General features: G+C 68.4%; 21 protein-coding genes. 9 read left to right on the top strand and 12 right to left on the bottom strand.

Annotated elements, in window-relative coordinates; genetic code table 11:
- Window positions 1-35: 35 nt before the first annotated feature.
- Window positions 36-2414, bottom strand: coding sequence for a heavy metal translocating P-type ATPase (locus ACFQEY_RS08070; protein ID WP_379766935.1), 2379 nt, complete (start codon window positions 2412-2414; stop codon window positions 36-38).
- 35 nt (window positions 2415-2449) lie between these two features.
- A complete protein-coding gene (locus tag ACFQEY_RS08075; RefSeq protein WP_379766938.1) occupies window positions 2450-2665 on the bottom strand; it encodes a hypothetical protein in 216 nt (71 codons plus the stop codon).
- A 97-nt stretch (window positions 2666-2762) separates the two neighbouring features.
- Between ACFQEY_RS08075 and ACFQEY_RS08080 the strand changes: the two genes are divergently transcribed.
- The 5 genes from ACFQEY_RS08080 to ACFQEY_RS08100 all read left to right on the top strand — a co-directional run bounded on the left by ACFQEY_RS08080 (window position 2763) and on the right by ACFQEY_RS08100 (window position 6664).
- The gene (locus ACFQEY_RS08080) at window positions 2763-2939 is read left to right on the top strand and encodes a hypothetical protein (RefSeq protein WP_379766941.1); all 177 of its coding nucleotides are present in this window, start codon (window positions 2763-2765) and stop codon (window positions 2937-2939) included.
- Window positions 2940-2946: 7 nt separating this feature from the next.
- Entirely contained in the window at window positions 2947-3459 is a 513-nt protein-coding gene (locus ACFQEY_RS08085; RefSeq protein ID WP_379766944.1) for a cytochrome c oxidase subunit II, read from the top strand.
- Window positions 3456-5249, top strand: coding sequence for a b(o/a)3-type cytochrome-c oxidase subunit 1 (locus tag ACFQEY_RS08090; protein WP_379766946.1), 1794 nt, complete (start codon window positions 3456-3458; stop codon window positions 5247-5249). Before ACFQEY_RS08085 ends, ACFQEY_RS08090 begins: the two co-directional genes overlap by 4 nt.
- Window positions 5246-5461, top strand: coding sequence for a CbaC protein (locus ACFQEY_RS08095; RefSeq protein WP_379766949.1), 216 nt, complete (start codon window positions 5246-5248; stop codon window positions 5459-5461). Before ACFQEY_RS08090 ends, ACFQEY_RS08095 begins: the two co-directional genes overlap by 4 nt.
- A 204-nt stretch (window positions 5462-5665) precedes the next feature.
- Window positions 5666-6664: a Gfo/Idh/MocA family protein gene (locus tag ACFQEY_RS08100; protein ID WP_379766952.1), complete on the top strand. Its 999-nt coding sequence runs from the start codon at window positions 5666-5668 to the stop codon at window positions 6662-6664.
- A 64-nt stretch (window positions 6665-6728) separates the two neighbouring features.
- Here ACFQEY_RS08100 and ACFQEY_RS08105 read toward each other — a convergent pair whose 3' ends face one another.
- Window positions 6729-7316 (bottom strand): DsrE/DsrF/DrsH-like family protein, encoded by a 588-nt coding sequence (locus tag ACFQEY_RS08105; RefSeq protein ID WP_379766955.1) that lies wholly within the window; start codon window positions 7314-7316, stop codon window positions 6729-6731.
- A 1-nt stretch (window position 7317) separates the two neighbouring features.
- On the bottom strand, window positions 7318-7572 hold the full coding sequence (locus ACFQEY_RS08110) for a sulfurtransferase TusA family protein (protein WP_379766958.1): 255 nt from the start codon (window positions 7570-7572) through the stop codon (window positions 7318-7320).
- Between the two features lie 235 nt (window positions 7573-7807).
- Here ACFQEY_RS08110 and ACFQEY_RS08115 point away from each other — a divergent pair, with 235 nt between their 5' ends.
- The 4 genes from ACFQEY_RS08115 (at window position 7808) to ACFQEY_RS08130 (ending at window position 10699) form a co-directional block, all read left to right on the top strand.
- Window positions 7808-9010, top strand: a complete 1203-nt coding sequence (locus tag ACFQEY_RS08115; protein ID WP_379766961.1) for an MBL fold metallo-hydrolase — start codon at window positions 7808-7810, stop codon at window positions 9008-9010.
- A gap of 114 nt (window positions 9011-9124) precedes the next feature.
- Window positions 9125-9649, top strand: a complete 525-nt coding sequence (locus tag ACFQEY_RS08120) for a YeeE/YedE family protein (RefSeq protein ID WP_379766964.1) — start codon at window positions 9125-9127, stop codon at window positions 9647-9649.
- Between the two features lie 17 nt (window positions 9650-9666).
- Window positions 9667-10104 carry a YeeE/YedE family protein gene (locus tag ACFQEY_RS08125; RefSeq protein ID WP_379767531.1) on the top strand — a complete coding sequence of 146 codons (438 nt, stop codon included), beginning with the start codon at window positions 9667-9669 and terminating at the stop codon, window positions 10102-10104.
- 226 nt (window positions 10105-10330) lie between these two features.
- Window positions 10331-10699, top strand: coding sequence for a thioredoxin family protein (locus ACFQEY_RS08130; protein WP_379767534.1), 369 nt, complete (start codon window positions 10331-10333; stop codon window positions 10697-10699).
- A 119-nt stretch (window positions 10700-10818) separates the two neighbouring features.
- Here the strand turns inward: ACFQEY_RS08130 and ACFQEY_RS08135 are convergent, their stop codons facing one another.
- The 8 genes from ACFQEY_RS08135 to cofD all read right to left on the bottom strand — a co-directional run bounded on the left by ACFQEY_RS08135 (window position 10819) and on the right by cofD (window position 16942).
- Window positions 10819-11085: an elongation factor 1-beta gene (locus ACFQEY_RS08135; protein WP_379766967.1), complete on the bottom strand. Its 267-nt coding sequence runs from the start codon at window positions 11083-11085 to the stop codon at window positions 10819-10821.
- Window positions 11086-11087: 2 nt separating this feature from the next.
- Window positions 11088-11267, bottom strand: a complete 180-nt coding sequence (locus ACFQEY_RS08140) for an HVO_2753 family zinc finger protein (protein WP_379766970.1) — start codon at window positions 11265-11267, stop codon at window positions 11088-11090.
- 257 nt (window positions 11268-11524) lie between these two features.
- Complete coding sequence (locus ACFQEY_RS08145) at window positions 11525-12760, bottom strand: tripartite tricarboxylate transporter permease (protein ID WP_379766973.1); 1236 nt, start codon at window positions 12758-12760, stop codon at window positions 11525-11527.
- A gap of 183 nt (window positions 12761-12943) precedes the next feature.
- Window positions 12944-13138, bottom strand: a complete 195-nt coding sequence (locus tag ACFQEY_RS08150; RefSeq protein ID WP_008001197.1) for a 30S ribosomal protein S17e — start codon at window positions 13136-13138, stop codon at window positions 12944-12946.
- A gap of 132 nt (window positions 13139-13270) precedes the next feature.
- Window positions 13271-13918: a DUF447 domain-containing protein gene (locus ACFQEY_RS08155; protein WP_379766978.1), complete on the bottom strand. Its 648-nt coding sequence runs from the start codon at window positions 13916-13918 to the stop codon at window positions 13271-13273.
- Entirely contained in the window at window positions 13915-15039 is a 1125-nt protein-coding gene (locus ACFQEY_RS08160) for a triphosphoribosyl-dephospho-CoA synthase (RefSeq protein ID WP_379766981.1), read from the bottom strand. Before ACFQEY_RS08160 ends, ACFQEY_RS08155 begins: the two co-directional genes overlap by 4 nt.
- The gene (locus tag ACFQEY_RS08165; protein WP_379766984.1) at window positions 15036-15935 is read right to left on the bottom strand and encodes a tRNA-dihydrouridine synthase; all 900 of its coding nucleotides are present in this window, start codon (window positions 15933-15935) and stop codon (window positions 15036-15038) included. The genes ACFQEY_RS08160 and ACFQEY_RS08165 overlap by 4 nt, the downstream gene beginning before the upstream one ends.
- Entirely contained in the window at window positions 15932-16942 is a 1011-nt protein-coding gene (gene cofD / locus ACFQEY_RS08170; protein ID WP_379766987.1) for a 2-phospho-L-lactate transferase, read from the bottom strand. The genes ACFQEY_RS08165 and cofD overlap by 4 nt, the downstream gene beginning before the upstream one ends.
- Window positions 16943-16984: the final 42 nt, after the last annotated feature.

Raw genomic sequence — 16984 nt, forward strand, 5'->3', positions numbered from 1 at the left:
TCGTTCCGCTCGCGTTTCCCCTTTTTCTGTTCCGCTCACCGCTCCGTTTCTTGCTTATATACGGGTCGCGCGGAGTTGGTCACCACGAGGACGCTGCTCGTCGCCATCGCGAGCGCGGCGAGGAGCGGATTGAGGACGCCCGCGATCGCCATCGGAATCGCGACCGCGTTGTAGACGAACGCCCAGCCGAGGTTCTGCGTGAGTCGGCGGTTCGTCCCGCGCGTGACGTCGAACAGCTCGGGGATCGCGGAGAGCCGATCCTCCAGGAGGACGGCGTCTGCCGCGTCGGCGGCCAGGTCGGTTCCGCTCGCGACGGAGACGCCGATGTCGGCCGCCGCGAGCGCCGGCGCGTCGTTGCTCCCATCCCCGACCATCGCGACGCGCTCGGTCGCGGCGAGTCGCCTGACCGTCTCGGCTTTCGCCTCGGGCGGCACCGCCGCGAAGACCTCGTCGACGGACGAATGTTCCTCGAACCGTCGGGCCGCCTCGGGCGAGTCGCCGGTGAGGAGAACGACTCGCCGACCGTCCGCCGCGAGCTCGTCCACGACGTCCTCCCAGCCGCTTCGGACCTCGTCGCCGACGACGAGGACGCCCCTGACGGTCCCGCCCCAGCCGACGTAAACCGGGACTCGACCGCCGTCTCGGGCGTTCGAACCGGCTTCGTGGAGGCGTTCGGGGATCGTCCACTCGTCGCCCCCGAACAGCGAGCGGTGGCCGACGACGACGTCGTCGCCGTCCACGCGGCCCGAAACGCCCCGGTCGGTCACCGTCGCGGTCGTCGTCGCCGTCGCGGTTCTCCCTCCGTCAGTTGCCGCACCGTCGTCGTCGACCCCGGCGACGATCGCCTCCGCGATCGGATGGGGAGAGGCGCGTTCCAGCGCGGCGGCCCGACGCCGCACCGATTCCGGGCGGGCGTCCGCCGCGACGGTGTCGAGGAGCTGCATTTCACCGTCCGTGAGCGTCCCCGTCTTGTCGAGCACGACCGTGTCGACGCCGGCGGCCTGCTCGAAGACGGCGTCCGAGACGATCACGATCCCGCGTCGGGCGGCGTCGCGGATCCCCGCGGCGACCGCGAGCGGGGTCGCGAGTCCGAGCGCGCACGGACACGAGACGATGAGCACCGTGAGCCCGACGAGCGCGGCGTCGGTCGGCACCGCCCCGAGCGCGAGCGTGGCGGCCGCGGCGAGGACCGCGACCGCGACGACCAGCGGGACGAACACCGTCGCGAGTCTGTCGACGAGTCGCTGGATCCCCGATCGCGAGCTCTGGATCTCCCACAGCATCCGGACGAGCGTGTCGAGGGTGCTCGTCGCGTCCTCGCCGACTTCGATCACCACCGGCGCGTCCGTCACCAGGGTTCCCCCGCGAACCGCGTCGCCCTCGCGTTTCGTCGTCGGCAGCGACTCGCCCGTGACCAGCGCCTCGTCGACCGCGGCGGTCCCGTCGGCGACGGTCCCGTCGAAGGGAACGCGCTCTCCGGGGCGAACGAGGAGGCGATCATCCGGCTCGACGGCCGTTGCCGGGACCGTCTCGCCGGTCTCGGTGCGGACTTCGCCGTCGGTCGCGGTCGTCAGCTCCGAGAGCATCCCGGTGGCGCGACGCTTGATCAGCGACTCGTAGTGGTTGCCCGCGGTGACGACCAAGATTACGGCGATCGTCACGTCGAAGTAGAGATCGGTTCGGCCGAGAGCCAGCGCGAGGGTGCTGTACGAGTAGGAGCTCACCGCCGCGAGCGACACCAACAGGTCCATGTTTGGTCGCCGCGCTCGGAGGCTCACGTATGCGCCCCGGAGGATCGGGTAGCCGGTGTAACACAGGACGATCGAGGCGAACACCCACACCTGCGCGAACAGGTACGTTCCGGAGACGCCGCCCAGATCTACAATCGGATCGTACCCGAAGTAGGTGGGGTATAAAAAGAGGACGTACCACAGCATCGCCATCATCCCGAAGAACCCGCCGCCGATCAGGAAGCGAACGACCGCGGCGTCGTCGCCGTCGGTGTTCGGTTCCGCGCGGTCGCTCGCGGTGTAGCCGGCGACCGAGAGCCGATCGGGGAGCTCGTCGGCGCTCACGGCGTCGGGATCGTAGTCGACGCGGATCGTGTCGGTCGCGTAGCTCGCCTCCGCGCCCGCCACCCCGGGCTGTTCCCCCGCGGTCATCTCCAGGAAGGACTCGCAGGTCGCACAGTGCATCCCGTCGACGTGGAGGAACGCCGTCTCGCCGTCGAACTCGGCAGCCGGGTTCGCGTCGGAACGCCGGTCCTCGACGTCGCCGATACCGTCGACGTCGTCGACGCCGTCCAGCGACCGGGCGACGGAGAGACACCCCCGACAACAGAACTCCCCGTCGACGTCGGGAGCGCTGCGGGGATCGTCTCCCGTCGGGAGGCCACAGAGGGTACAGTTCGTCATTTGGGGTTCGATTCCGGCGTCGCCGGGGCGCGCCGTTACGCTTCCTCGGGGTCCGCCGCGTCCGAGGCCTCCGAAGCGGTCGCACCGGGGCGCAGACTGCCGCCGGTGGCGACCCGGAGGCTCCCCCAGATGAGAAGCACGTTCACCAGCGCGACCGCCATGACGATCTCAGCTCGGTCGAGGATGTACACCGTGAGCGGGACGAGCGCTCCCAACACGAGGAGCAGCGCTTGCTGGAGCGAGAAGTCCATAGAATGAGTAATCGTCCTGATGCAATATATCTCACCCGCGTTTTCACGGTCCGAGAACGAATGGACGATATTTGTCTGCTTATCGAGTAGGCCGCCCATGGGCCGAAACGAAACCGCACACGCCTCGGCCGACGACGTGAGCGGTGAGGACGAGGAGTTCGATCCGATAGGGACCCTCACGCTCATCGGGATCTACTTCGCGATCCTGGTGCTCTCGTGGGTGTACATCTACTACATCGAGTTCCTCGGTCGGGATCTCGTCGTCGTGGGGTGATCACCGCATGCACATTCACGCCTACGAGAAGCTCTGGCTCGCGGCGTCGATACTCCTGATACTGCTACTCATCGGTTCCGTCACGTACGGCGCGGTCGGGCCCGGGATCGCGATGGTGAGCGACACCGAGCCGGCTGTCGACGCCGGCGCGCTCGACGAGGACGATCGGTTCTCGGAGCCTCGGGTCGAGCGGGTCGGCGAGAACGAGTACGCCGCGTACGTCGTCGCCTTCCAGTTCGGATTTGATCCGGATCCGATCGTCGTCCCCGAGGACAGCCGGGTGACGTTCTACGTCACCTCCCGGGACGTCATCCACGGATTCGAGGTGGTCGGGACCAACGCGAACACGATGGTCGTTCCCGGCGAGGTCTCCGAGCTCACCGTCGAGGCCGAAGAGCCGGGCGAGTACGGCATCGTCTGTAACGAGTACTGTGGCGCGGCTCACCACTCGATGGAGGGGAAACTGGAGGTCGTCAGTCAATCCGAGTACGAAGACCGGTCCGGAGGTGACGACGAATGAGCGCGGCTATCGAGGGCGAGCGGACCTTCGCCGACAGGTACCCCGAGGAGGCGAGACTCGTTCGCGCGGCGTTCCTCGGCTCCTTTTTGGCGCTCACGCTCGGCGCGATCTTCGGGATCGTCCAGACGCTCCACCGGACCGGGATATTCCGGGGCCTCATCAGCTCGGCGGACTACTACACCTCGCTCACGGCACACGGCGTGTTCCTCGCGCTCAGCTTCACGACGTTCTTCCTCGTCGGGCTGTTCACGTGGGCGCTCGTTCGGAGTCTCGACCGGCCCCTGGTCAACATCAAGATCACGTGGACGTGGTACGCCCTGATGGCGATCGGGATGACGATGACGGGCGTCTCGATCCTCGCCGGGTTCGTCGACGCCCTCGACATGAGCGCCGACGTGCTGTTCACGTTTTACGCGCCGCTGCAGGCCCACCCGCTGTTTTACGCGGGACTCGCCGTCTTCATCGTCGGCTCGTGGATCGCCGGGGCCGACTGGTTCCGCACGTGGCTCGCGTGGAAGCGTGAGCATCCCGACGAGCGGATCCCGCTGCAGACGTTCATGGTGCTGACGACGATGGCGATGTGGTACATCGCGTCGTCCGCCGTCGCGGCCTCGGTGCTGATCTTCCTGTTGCCGTGGTCGCTCGGGCTGATCGATCAGGTGAACCCGACGCTCACCCGGACGCTGTTCTGGTTCTTCGGCCATCCGGTCGTCTACTTCTGGCTGATGCCGGCGTACCTGCTCTGGTACACCGTGTTGCCGACGATCGCCGGCGGACGCCTATTCAGCGACCCGCTCGCGCGGGTCGTGTTCGTGCTGTTCCTCCTCCTTTCGACCCCGGTCGGAATCCACCACCAGTACCTCGATCCCGGGATCGCGGAGGGGTTCAAGTTCATCTCGATGACGAACACGATGTTCTTGCTGTTGCCCAGCCTACTCACCGCGTTCACGGTCGTCGCGAGCGTCGAGTACGGTGCCCGACAGCGCGGGGGAACCGGGCTGCTCGGCTGGCTCACCGACCTCCCGTGGCGGAGGCCGGAGTTCACCGGGATGATGCTCGCGGGACTGATGTTCGCCGCCGGCGGCTTCTCCGGGATGGTGAACGCCGGCATGAACATCAACTACATGATCCACAACACGATCTGGGTGCCGGGTCACTTCCACCTCACCGTGGGGACCGCCGTCGCACTCACGTTCATGGCGGCGACTTACTGGATCTGGCCGCAGATCTCCAACAAGCCGATCTACAGCCGCGTAATCGGGCTATTCCAGGTCGTCCTCTGGTTCATCGGCATGGCGCTGATGTCGAACGCGATGCACGCGCAGGGGATCCTGGGCGTCCCGCGCCGGACCGCAGAGCCCGAGTACACCGGGTTCGACTACCCAGCGATGTTCGGCGGGTTCCAGGAGCTGAACGTCCAGATCGCCATCGGCGGCACCCTGCTCTTCGTCTCGACGGTGCTTTTCATCGGTAACCTCGTGCTCACGATGGGGAACCCGACGGTCTCCGGGCTCGCCGAGCCGCTGTCGCCGGCGCTGTCCGGTCCCGACGACGCGCCGCAGGTGCTCGACACCCTTCGGCTGTGGGTGGGTATCGCGCTCGTCCTGGTCGTACTCGCGTACGCGCTCCCGCTCGGAGCCATCATCAGTCGCGGCGGGCTGCTCGGCCCCGGCGTCGGCACGTACCCCGTGTGGATGACGCCAGCGATCGACGCGCTCGCGACCGCGCCCGCGGCGCTCCTCGGTGCGCTCACCGATGCGGCCGCCTCGCTCGCCGAGGTGGGTCGATGAGCCTCGACATCACCCGCGGCGGGCTGCTCGTGACGCTTGCGATCTTCGGGGTGATCGTCTACGAGCTCCGCACGGTGTTGGACTTCGTCGGGGTCGAGCTCCCGATCATCCCATACATGGCGGCGGTGTTCGGGCTCGCCGGTGCCGCGATCTGGTTCGTGACGCTCAAGGGCGGGTGGCGAACCGATCCCGACGGCGACGACTCGGCGTAGCGTCGGTCCGCGGAGCGACTCCGAACCCCGGCGCGTTCGGGGTGATACCCGGGATCCGGGAACCCCGAGCCCGGTACGAACCCGGGTACGTGTTCGCGATCGCGACGCGGATCGGTCGGTCGCGGGGTAACTCGGTCGAATCGTCGCTTGCTCCCGAGGCGATCCACCGATCCTTTTCGTGGTACAGTTCGTCGTCGGTAGCATATGTCCACACGGAACGGTCGGCTCACCTTCGGCGTGCTCGGGACCGCGGGGATCGCCCGCAAGGCGGTGGTCCCGGCGATCGCGGCGAGCGATCACGTCGTCGGAGCGGTCGCCTCGCGGGACGGAAAACGCGCGGAACGGTTCGCTGCAGAACGTTCGATACCGCGGAGATACGGGTCCTACGAGGCGCTCCTCGCGGACGACGAGATCGACGCCGTCTACATCCCGCTCCCGAACGGGCTCCACGCCGAGTGGACGAGACGGGCGGGCGACGCGGGGCTGGACGTGCTCTGTGAAAAGCCGCTCGCGGTCGACGCCGCGGAGGCGAGCGCGGTCGTCGAGCACTGCGAGGACCGGGGCGTCACCCTGATGGAGGGGTTCATGTATCGGTACCACCCGCGCACCGAGCGCGTCCTCGAACTGGTCGAGCGGGAACTGGACGACGTACGCACCGTGACCTCGACGTTCAGGTTCCCGCTGTACGACCGCCCGAGCGACGTGCGTCTGAACCCGGACCTCGCCGGCGGTTCGCTGATGGACGTGGGCTGTTACCCCGTCTCGCTCGTCAGGACGATGCTCGGCACCCCGGACCGGGCGTACGCGCACACCAACGACACCCGCGACGCCGGCGTCGACACGGAGCTCGCCGGCGTGCTGGAGTACGAGGACGGCCGGTCAGCCCGGATCGCGGCCGGCTTCGACACGCAGCTCGTTCAGCGCTACCGGATCGACGCGACGAACGGGTGGATCACCGTCGAGCGGGCGTTCGACGCGCCCGACGCCGAACCGGTGGAGTTGACGTACGATATCGACGGTCGGCGCGGCGTCGAGACGTTCGATCCGGTGGACCAGTACCGGTTGCAGGTCGAGCACTTTGCCGACCGCGTCGCCGACGGTGTCGATCCCCTGACCGACGGGGCGGAGGCGATCGCGAACATGCGGATCATCGACGCGCTCTACGAGAGCGCTGCCGGCGACGAAGCGGTTCACGTCGGATAAGCGGGCCCTCGGAGAGGCGGTCCGTCCGAAACGGGAGGAGAGAGCGCGTGCGCGTGGTCCGCGGTCAGACCAGAAGCTGGATGTCCGCGTCGACCATGTCCCGGAACGCCGAGGCCGCGCCGACGCCGGTCGTGACGCCGTCGTAGAAGTCGTCCTCGTCGTAGCCGAGCAGATCGATCGTCATCTGGCACGCCTGTAGGTCGACGCCGCTGGCAATCGACGTCTCGACCAGTTCCTCGATCGAGGCGACGTCGTTGTCCTCGATCTTGTTTCGCATCATCCGCGTGGTCATTCGATCCATCCCGGGGAGCGCGGCGATGGCGTTCGGGACCGGCATGTTCGGGTTGCCCACCGAGCTGAGCTTGAGGTCCTTCGAGTTCTCTTCGTGGAGGATCTCGAGGCCCCAGAAGGTGTGGAAGACGGTGACGTCGTAGCCGAAGGCGGCCGCCGTGCTCGCGAGAATCAGCGGCGGGTACGCCATGTCGAGCGTCCCCTTCGTGGCGATGATGACCATCTTTTGGGGCCCGTCGTCCTCGACGTCGGAGCGAAGGTCGGAGACTTCAGCCTCCAGCTCGCCGATCCGTTCTTGCAGGTCGGCGACGGACTCGGGGCAGCGATCGGCGTCCGACGACGCCGGCGTGTCCGCGCTCATTTCACTCGGTCTTCCGGACGTAGTGTTTGAACACGTCCTCGCCGCCCTCGGTCGCTTCCTCCTGATCGACGAGCTCGGCTCCATCGGTCGACTCCGCCCAGCCGGCGATGTCGCTCACGCTACCGGAGTCCGTCGCGACCACTTCGAGCACCTCGCCGGCGGCGAGGTCGTCGAACACGCCTTTGGTCTTTATGACCGGCATCGGGCAGTTCTGTCCCTTCACGTCCAGCGTCTCGGCTGCGGTTTCCGTACTCATTGTTAGATCCCCTGTGTTGGGGTTATCCCACAATACTGAATAGTTCATAATAAGTGTGTCGATACTTGGGACTGATACGAACAGCTGAAATACCGATCCGCTCCAGTTCCCGAACGCACGCCTGTTTAACGCCTTTATACTCTCTGCCGCCATATACTTGACTCAGTTATATTGTGTATATGGTGAATTACTATACAAACTCTTAAGGTCCATCCCCCGTTACGAAGGGGTGTACATGGACGCAGACGAGACGGACTTTCCGACGCCGGAATCGGACGCAGACTCGATCTCCCCCGAATCGCTCAAGCTCCGCATCGACGACGGCGAGTCGATAACCCTCCTCGACGCGCGGATGTCGAGCGACTACGAGGAGTGGCGGATCGACGGCGAGAACGTTACCTCGATCAACGTGCCGTACTTCCGGTTCTTAGACGAAGAGCTCGACGAGGACGTCCTCGACCGGATCCCGGACGACGAACACGTCACCGTGCTCTGCGCGAAGGGCGGAGCCAGCGGGTTCGTCGCGGGCGCGCTCGCCGACCGCGGGTACGACGTCGACCACCTCGAAAACGGGATGAACGGCTGGGCGTCGATCTACGAGGCACACGAGGTCACCGAGTACGACGGCCCGGGGACGCTAATCCAGTACCGGCGTCCCTCCAGCGGCTGTCTCGGCTACCTGCTGTACGACGACGGCGAGGCCGCGATCGTCGACCCGCTGCGCGCGTTCACCGACCGGTACCTCGCCGACGCCGAGGAACTCGGCGTCGAGCTTACGTACGCGTTCGACACGCACGTGCACGCGGACCACGTCTCGGGGCTCCGAGCCCTCGCTGACGAGGGCGTCGAAGCGATGCTCCCGGCCGCCGCGGCCGACCGCGGCGTCACCTACGCCGCCGACGTGACGCTGGTGGAAGACGGCGATGTGTTCGCGGTCGGCGACGCGACGGTCGAGGCGGTGTTCACGCCGGGACACACCACGGGGATGACCTCCTATCTGCTCGGCGACAGCCTGCTCGCCACCGGCGACGGGCTCTTCATCGAGAGCGTCGCTCGACCGGACCTCGAGGAGGGCAGCGACGGGGCCCCGGACGCGGCTCGCACGCTGTACGACTCGCTGCAGAATCGCGTGCTGGCGCTCGACGACGACGTGCTCGTCGGCGGTGCGCACTTCAGCGACGCTGCCGAGACCGCCGCGGACGGCACCTACACCGCGCCGATCGGCGACCTTCGGGAGCGCATGGTCGCGCTCTCGGCCGACGAAGATACGTTCGTCGAGACCGTCCTCGCGGACATGCCACCCCGCCCGGCCAACTACGAGGACATCATCGCGACGAATCTCGGGCAGAACCCCATCGACGACGACGAGGCGTTCACGCTCGAACTGGGGCCGAACAACTGCGCCGCGAGTCAAGATGCACTCACGAGCGACGACTGACCCGACCGTGGTGCGCGCTCGCGAACGCACGGCGGCGGCCTGCGGACGCACGGCGGCGGCGGCCCGGGGACGCACGGCGACAGCCCCCGCTCCCGTTCCACGGGGCGACCGGCGATGATCGACGCCGCCGTCGTCGATCTGCTCGGTCCGGAGGTGGTCGACGCGCTGTTTCCGAACGGGATCTCGCGGTACGCGATCGGGGGGCTCCTCGTCGGGCTCGGGACCGTCCTGATCTACCTCGGAACGGGGATCACGGCGGGCGCGAGCACGTTCCTCGAATCGACGCTGTCGTACGCCTCGGGACTGTCTCGGTTCGAACGGTACGTCCCCTCGCGCGACTGGCGGATCGTGTTCACCGCCGGTATCGTCGGCGGTGCCGCGATCTACGCGCTGATATATCAAGGCGAGCCGTGGTCGCTGGCGGGTAGCGGCTGGACGACCGGGGTGTCCGCGTGGCGGCTCTTCGTCGGCGGGATCCTCGTCGGCGTCGGCACCCGCGTCGGGAAGGGATGTACCTCCGGACACGGCATCTGCGGCGTCGGCTCCGTCTCCCGCACGTCGCTGGTCGGCGTGGCCACGTTCCTCGTCGTCGCGATCGCGACCGCCAACCTCGTCTCGGCGGTGGGGGTGGGGCTGTGAGCCGACACCCCCTGTTCATGCCACTGATCCTGGTCGGGGGACTCGTCTTCGGCTTCGGGCTCGGATTCAGCCACATGGCCCGGCCGGAGGTCGTTATCGACTTCCTGACGTTCGACGACTTCGGGCTCCTGTTCGTGATGTTCGGCGGCTCCGTCGTCGCCGGGAGCGCGTTCTGGACGCTCCCGAATCTTCGAGACTCCGCGCCGTTGACCGGACGACCGTACGGACGACGGCTGAAGTCGTTCGACCGGAACGTCCTGATCGGCGGCTCGATCTTCGGCGTCGGCTGGGGCCTGTCCGGGATCTGCCCGGGGGCGGCCTACGCCAGTCTCGGCGTCGGCAACTGGCCGATCCTGTACGCGATCGTGGGGATGTTCGTCGGCGCGTACGCACAGGGCGGCTGGCGTAGCCGAGGGACCGTCGACGACCCCGCGGCCGCACCGAGCGACGACTGACAGGCGACCCCGTCTCTCGATCCTTCACCTCCCGTCCCCGTACGTGTCTCACGGCTTCGAACACTCGAAACCCGCAGGGTGACGTCCGGACGGACGTCGACTCCATCGACGACCTGCTGGCGACCGACTGGTTCGACACGATGCGCGTCGCGACCGATTCTGGAAGCCGAACGTGATAGCGACGCACGAAGCGAGCCTTTATGCGCTCTGGAACTCAATAGTGTGTATAATGTCCAATACCACTTCCGGTGATCCCGCGTTGGGCCGGAGCGACCGACGGCCGACCTCGCTCGCGGACGAAGACGCCCTCGACGCCTTCGTCGCCGGCGCGGACGCCGCGCTCGTCGAGTTCTACACCGACGGTTGCGGCATCTGCGCGAGCATGGAGCCCGTCCTCGGCAACGTCGCCCGCGAAGTCGACGTCGACGTCGCGCTCGTGAACCCCCGAGACGACCCGCCGCTCGTCGAGCGATTCGACGTGCGGAGCGTCCCGCTATTCGTCCTGTTTGTCGGCGGCGAGCCGGTCGCGCGCCGCGCGGAGGGATTCATCCCCGGCGACGATCTCACCGACTGGGTCGCCGAACACGTCGCGTAACCACGAGCGTTCCGCACAGTCCGAGAGCCGTTCACGGTGCAGATGGCTCTGTGAGATCGAACGAAACGGAAGAACCCGTCTTTCTGCCGACCGGGCGCTCCAACGGCGAAGCGAACTCGTTAGAGGCGACCGACGTTCTCGACGGCCACGGATTCGACGCCGTCGACCTCGATAAACGCCTCCTCGACCGCTTCGGTACCGCCCGCGCCGTCGGGGACGATGACGGTTGGAAGGAGGGCGACGAGCCCGAACGCGACGTCGTCGCGCTGGAAGCCGCGAATCTTCGCGCCCTGCGGGAGCGACTCTTCGAGTCGGTCCTGCAGGTCGTCGAGGTCGACATCGGGGCTGTTCGGCATGACCTTGATCTTGGCGGCGACGTCTCCCATGGTCAGGGACCTCGGAAGCCGCAATCGTGGCACTCGTACAGGTTGCTCTGCTTCCGGCACTTCGCGCACCGATGAATGGTCGCTCCGCAGTCCGGACAGGAGAACCGCGCGGCGTTCATCCCGGCAACTTGGATACCACAGGAGACGCACTGTCGGGCGCTCTGCGTTTCACTCTCGCTCATACACTGAACCACCACCGCGCGACTTTTAACCGTTGTTCTTTGCTCTCGACTTCCGTCGCCTCCGCCGCCCGTGACGCGGTACCGAGGCGCTCGGCCCTCGACCGGTACTCGGCCCTCGACCGGTACTCGGCCTCGATCAGCCTCAGATCCCGGATCAGCATCCGATCCCCGATTAGTATCCGATCCCCGATTAGTATCCGATCCCCGATCAGCGTCTAGTTCTTCATCGGCGTCCGGACAGCATCGAAGCCGCGCGCTCATCCGAGGATCAGCGGCCCGATCAGCACCCCCATCAGGTGGACCCGCCTCGCGGCGAGGCGCGGCGGGACGAGTCCCAACGCGCCGGCGAGGACGAAGACGCCGACGCCGAACGCGCCCGCGAACGCGAAGGAGAGCCCCACGAGCAGGACGAGGACGCCGACGGAGAGACGCGTGTAATTCGCGTTGCCGACTATTCGAAGGTACGCGTCCCCGACCGCCAGCAGGAGTGCGAACCCGCAGGCGGCGGCGGTCGCCGCCGAGACGAGTAGGATCGGGAGCGCGAAGGGAACCTCGGCGCGGTCTATCGCGACCGTCACCCCGGTTCGCGGCGTCCCGAGTGCGACGAGCGCGAACAGCGCGAAGATGGTGTTCGCCGTGTTTGCCCCGCTCGTGGCGACGATAAACCCCCGATCGCCCTCCGACGGCGGGATCGCCGGCATCGCGGCGACGGCGGCGATGGCGGCGGAGACTCCCGGGACGTAGCCGACGACCGCGCCGGAGAGCGATCCCGCGCCGGCGCTCACCCCGAGATCGCGCGGTCCCATCGTTATCCGCGCGTCGGCCTGCGGCGGGACCCCGTCGCCGCCGATCGCGTCGACGAGTACCGGCGCGCCGAACAACCCGGCGAAAAGCGGCGCGAGGACTCCTCCGGCGTCGAGCGGTGCGGCGGGATCGACATCGAGGGTCGCGAGGCCGAGCGTGGCGCTCGCGAGGAAGGCGACGAGCCCGCCGACAGCGGCCCGCTTCGAAGACTCCGTGAGCACGAGAAACGCGACCACGCCGGCCAGAAGCAGCGGGAGATGCGCCCGAACCGTCGGGTAGCCGCGGACCATGACCCACGTGATCGGGACCGAAAGCGGGACCGCGATAGCGACCGCCAGCCCCGACCCGACCGCCGACAGCCTGAGGGCCTCACGCCCCCGCCCGGCGACGACGAGCCGGTGGCCGGGCAGCGCCGCGACCGCGGTTGCGGCGTCGGGGACGCCGAGCGCGAGCGCAGGGACGATGTCGAGGAAGGAGTGGACCACGCCTGCGCCGAGCATCGCGATCCCGACGAGCAGCGGGTCCGCGGGGATCGACGGAGCGAACCCCGCGAGCAACAGCGCGAAGTTGTTGGCATGTAGCCCCGGAACCAGCCCGCTCACGGTGCCGAGCGACGCGCCCCCGAGGAGGAACGCGAGCGCGGCCGCGGAAAAGCCGGGATCGACGACGGGCCGGACCAGCGCGTCCATCCCTCCGGAGTGGCCGCGGATTCGTATATAAGCGATCGGGGATCGCGGACGGCTCGGTACGGACGTCGACATCGGTCTGGCGGAATGGCGAGGTTGCGACCGGATGGGGTGACGGAGCGACGTCGTCGAATCCAGCGCCGCGGCTCATCGGGCGAGGCGGAACGGTAGAAAATTCGATCCCGCTTACGCCGCCTGGGCCGCCTGCGCCTTCTTCTGGGTGACGTAGCCGGCGATCCGGTTTCGGACTCCCTTCGACTCGACGGTCGTCAGCGCCGTGACGCTCTCCTTATTCGTCTCGAAATCCGTGTTGAACGAGTCGGGGTACCGCTCCAACAGGACGTTCCCGAGCTGCTTGATGTACTTGGGTTTGATGGCCATACCGAGCGATACCGCCGGCCCGAACTAAAAGGGTTCGTTCCGCCGCGAGCGGCCGTCAGGCGGTGGCGCGTCGCTCCGTCGTCGGCCGCGCGCTCGACTGCGCCGCCCACGCGTTGCCTCGTCGCGCTCGCGCTATCCCGTCGCGTCGTCGCCGTCGCGTCCGCGGTCCCGCCACCCGGTCGCGTCGTCGATCCGCTCGAACGCCTCTCGCTCGGCCGATCCGCCGCAGCGGTCGACCACGTCCGCGAAGTACGCCAGCCGGTCGAGCAGCGCTTCCGTGTCGAACTCGGACACGTCAAGCCGCGAGGCCGCCACCGTCGCGTCGACGACTGCGCCGAACCCCCTGTTTATCGTCGGAACGCGCTCAGCGACGACCTCGCTCTCGACCGGATCGAGCGCCCACGTTCGGATGGTCGTGTCGCCTCCGCTCTCGATTTCGACCTCCTCGACGGTCACCTCGACCCACGAGTCGGCGGTCGGCAGCACCGGATCGTCGACCTCTCGGACCGTCAGGGCGGCGTCGACGAACGTTCGCGGATCGGTCGTGAACTGCACGACTCCGCCGCCGCGCTCCGTAAAATTCCGCCACGTTCGGGTGCGGCCGTACGTCCGCGCGGTGACCGGCTCGTCGGGTCGCTCCGGCGCGTGGAGTCCGAGCGCGGCGACGTTCCAGCGGTCGTTCGGTCCGAGCGTCGTCACGACCGATTCGGTGACGCCGCGGAGGGGGACAGGCCAGCCGTCGACGGCGATACCCTCGACGTCGACGACGTCGTCTCTCACGGCGACACCTCCGCACCGCGCCGGAGCGCGACGTACAGCGCAGCGCAGGTGAGATCGGCGGTCGTTCCGGGGTTGATCCCCTCGTCGACGAACGCGATCGCGAGCTCCTCGGCGGCGGCAAGGTCGGCTGCGTGAACCGATTCGGAGTCGATCTCGCCATCGAGGCCGTCGGCGTCGATATCGTCGGCGTCGTGTCCGTTGGACGTCCCGCCGTTCGCGCCGAGTAGTGCGGCCGCGCGATCGCTCGCTGCTCGGGCCGCTTCGATACCGTGAGTCGTCGCCACGAGAGTGTCTGGCTCGGCCGCGAGCAGGCCGATGAACGCTCGTGCCGCGCGCTCAGTCAACGGGCCGTCGTCTGACAAAATCCACTCCGCCGCGCGGAACGTCCGCCGGAACCCTCCGATCCACTCCAGGGCGTTTCGGTCGGGGACGCGGTCCGAGCCGTCGTTGGCCGCTCCGCTTCCGTCGCCAGTCGCTCCGCTTCCGTCGCCAGTCGCTCCGCTTCCGTCGCCAGTCGCTCCGCTCCCGTCTCCGATCGACTCGCTCCCGTCGCCGACGTCCGCGGAGAGCGCCATGACGTCTCGAAGGGTCACCTCTCGCTCTCTGAGCGCCGGAGCCGCGTCGCTCCCCCGGCGCACGTCGAGATCGGCGGCGTCGGCGGGCGGGTCCGCGACCGCGACGTCGACGTGCTCGAAGGCCCGATAGAACGCGACCGCGTCGTCGACCGTCGTCTCCCGGGTCACACGGTCGAGTCCCGCCGGGGTGAGGTCGCCCTCGGCGGCCGCCCGCACTAGCGGGACGAGGAGTAGCACACAGCCGAACTGGGTGTTCGTCCCCGCTCGGTCGGCCATTCCGGCCACGCCGTGTTCGAAGGCGGTGCCGACGGATTTCTCGCCGTCCGCCGCGAGTTCGAGTCCTTCGCGAGCCCCGACCGCGCCGCCGAGGAACGACTCGAAACGGAGGTCGTCGAGATCTCGGTGTCGGTCGACGTTCCCCGGCTTCGGCGTCCCGGCGACTTCGAGCAGGAGCGCGAGGATCGCGTCGTCGGCCGGACCGAGGTCGGACTCGCCCGCGCTTCCGCGGCCGCTTTCGCGACCCGGTCCCCCGTCGTCGGACGTCACGGCGACGCCTCCGACCGGTCCGCCGTCTCGCCCGGCGGCAACTCCCCCTCGCGCCACGCGCGCACCGCGTCGGCGACTCGTGCGAGCGCCTCGGGGCGTTCGCTCGGACGACCGACGCTCACGGCGTCGGCCCCGTACTCGGCGTACTCGGCGATCGTTTCGCGCCCTCGGACTCCGTTGTTGGCGACCACGGTGAGGGAACAGCGGGGAAACTCGTGGGAATCGGAGGCATCGAGAGGATCGGGAGCATCGAGACCAATCGGATCATTCGGACTATCCGGACTGCCGGTGTCGCCCGTCGGCCGGCCGGCCGTCAGCTCCTCGACGACGGCTTCAGAGTCCATCGCGTCGACGTGGAGCCAGTCCGCCCCGGCGTCCGCGACCGCGTCCGCGACGGCGACGAGGTCGACGCCGGGGACCTCGGTTCGAACCTTCACGCTCGTCGTCGCGCCCGTCTCGGCCGCGGCGGCGACGTACTCGGCGAGCCGATCCACATCCCGGAGGAGCGACTCGCCGCAGCCGACAGCGCGAAGTTCCGGCTGCCGACAGTGGGCGTTGATCTCGCAGACAGCGTCGCGATCGGCGCAGATCTCGGCCGCCTCGCGGACCGGTTCGACCGTCGCGCTTCGGAGGTTCACCCCGGGTCGGACCGGCGCGTCGTCGACGGCGCGGACCTGCCGATCGATCCACTCGACCGGATCGTCGGGGAGGAACTCGGAGCGGTCGCGGGCGACGAGGTCCCGCGCAGCCGCCCTGCTGGCCGGATCCAGGGCGATCCCGCCCATGACCGCGACGTCAACGTGCGGGGCTGCCGCCCGAGCCCAGACGGCGTCGGACGCACCGCTGAGGCTGGCCGCGACGAGGAACGGGCCGCCCTCGAGTTCGGGGTCGCTCACGAGACTACCTCCAGCGCGCGATCGCACGCTCGGGCGACGCGCTCTGCGTCGTCCGCGTCGTCGATTCGGGTGTCGGTGCGCTCGACGTGGAGCCCGGGGTGCCGGTCGCGCAGGTCGGTGTCGTCCCGGTCGTCGAGGACGAACGCGTCCGCGAACGGGTACGCGTCCGCGACGCCCGCGGTCGACGGCTCTCGGCCGACGCCGGCCATGAGATCGGCCGCGGGGCCGGAGAACACCTCCTCGCCGACGAATGGCGAGACGGCGACGACGGGCGTCTCCGCGAGCGTCGCCTCGACGCCCGGGAGCGCGAGCATCGGGCCGATGCTCGTCACGGGGTTCGAGGGACCGATCACGACCGAGTCGTCGAGGGCGTCCCGGACCGCCGCGGTCGGTTCTGCGTCCGCGGAGCCTCGGAACTCGACGTCCGCGACCGCGGGCTCGCCCCGGCGGGCGACCCAGTACTCCTGGAAGTGGAGCGTCTCGCCCGCCTCGGTGTGGACCAGCGTCGCAACCGGATCGTCGGACATCGGGAGGAGGTCCACGTCGAGACCGAAGGCGTCGGCGAGCGTTCCGATCGCCTCGGTGAGCGATTTCCCCTCGTCGAGCAGGCTCGTCCGGGTGACGTGGACCGCGCGGTCGCGGTCGCCGATCTCCATGAACTCTCCCACGCCCGAGAAGCGCCGCCAGCGAGCGATCTCGCGCCCCGCCGTCTGCGCCGCTTCGTCGAGGTACCGGGGAGCCGTCCCGAGCCCGACCGCTGCCGCGAGCCGCCGCAGTTCCTCGTGAGTCGTCGTCGTGTCGTCGGCGATCCCCCACCACGTCTCGCGATCGAGGACGTCGCCGCCGGCAAACAGCACGGTGTCGACGTCGGGGCAGACGAGGTGGCCGCCGAGCTCGATGTCGTCGCCTGTGTTGGCGACCACCGTGATCTCGTCGGGGTCCCACAGGCTGGCTGCCCCGTCGAGGAGTTTCGGCGTTCCCGTGCCGCCGGCGAGGAACGTGACCATACCCGGGCAAGGCGGCGGGCGGATTTGTATCCTCGCCTCTCC

This window comes from Halorubrum trueperi, assembly GCF_042662525.1.
GTDB classification, from domain to species: domain Archaea; phylum Halobacteriota; class Halobacteria; order Halobacteriales; family Haloferacaceae; genus Halorubrum; species Halorubrum trueperi.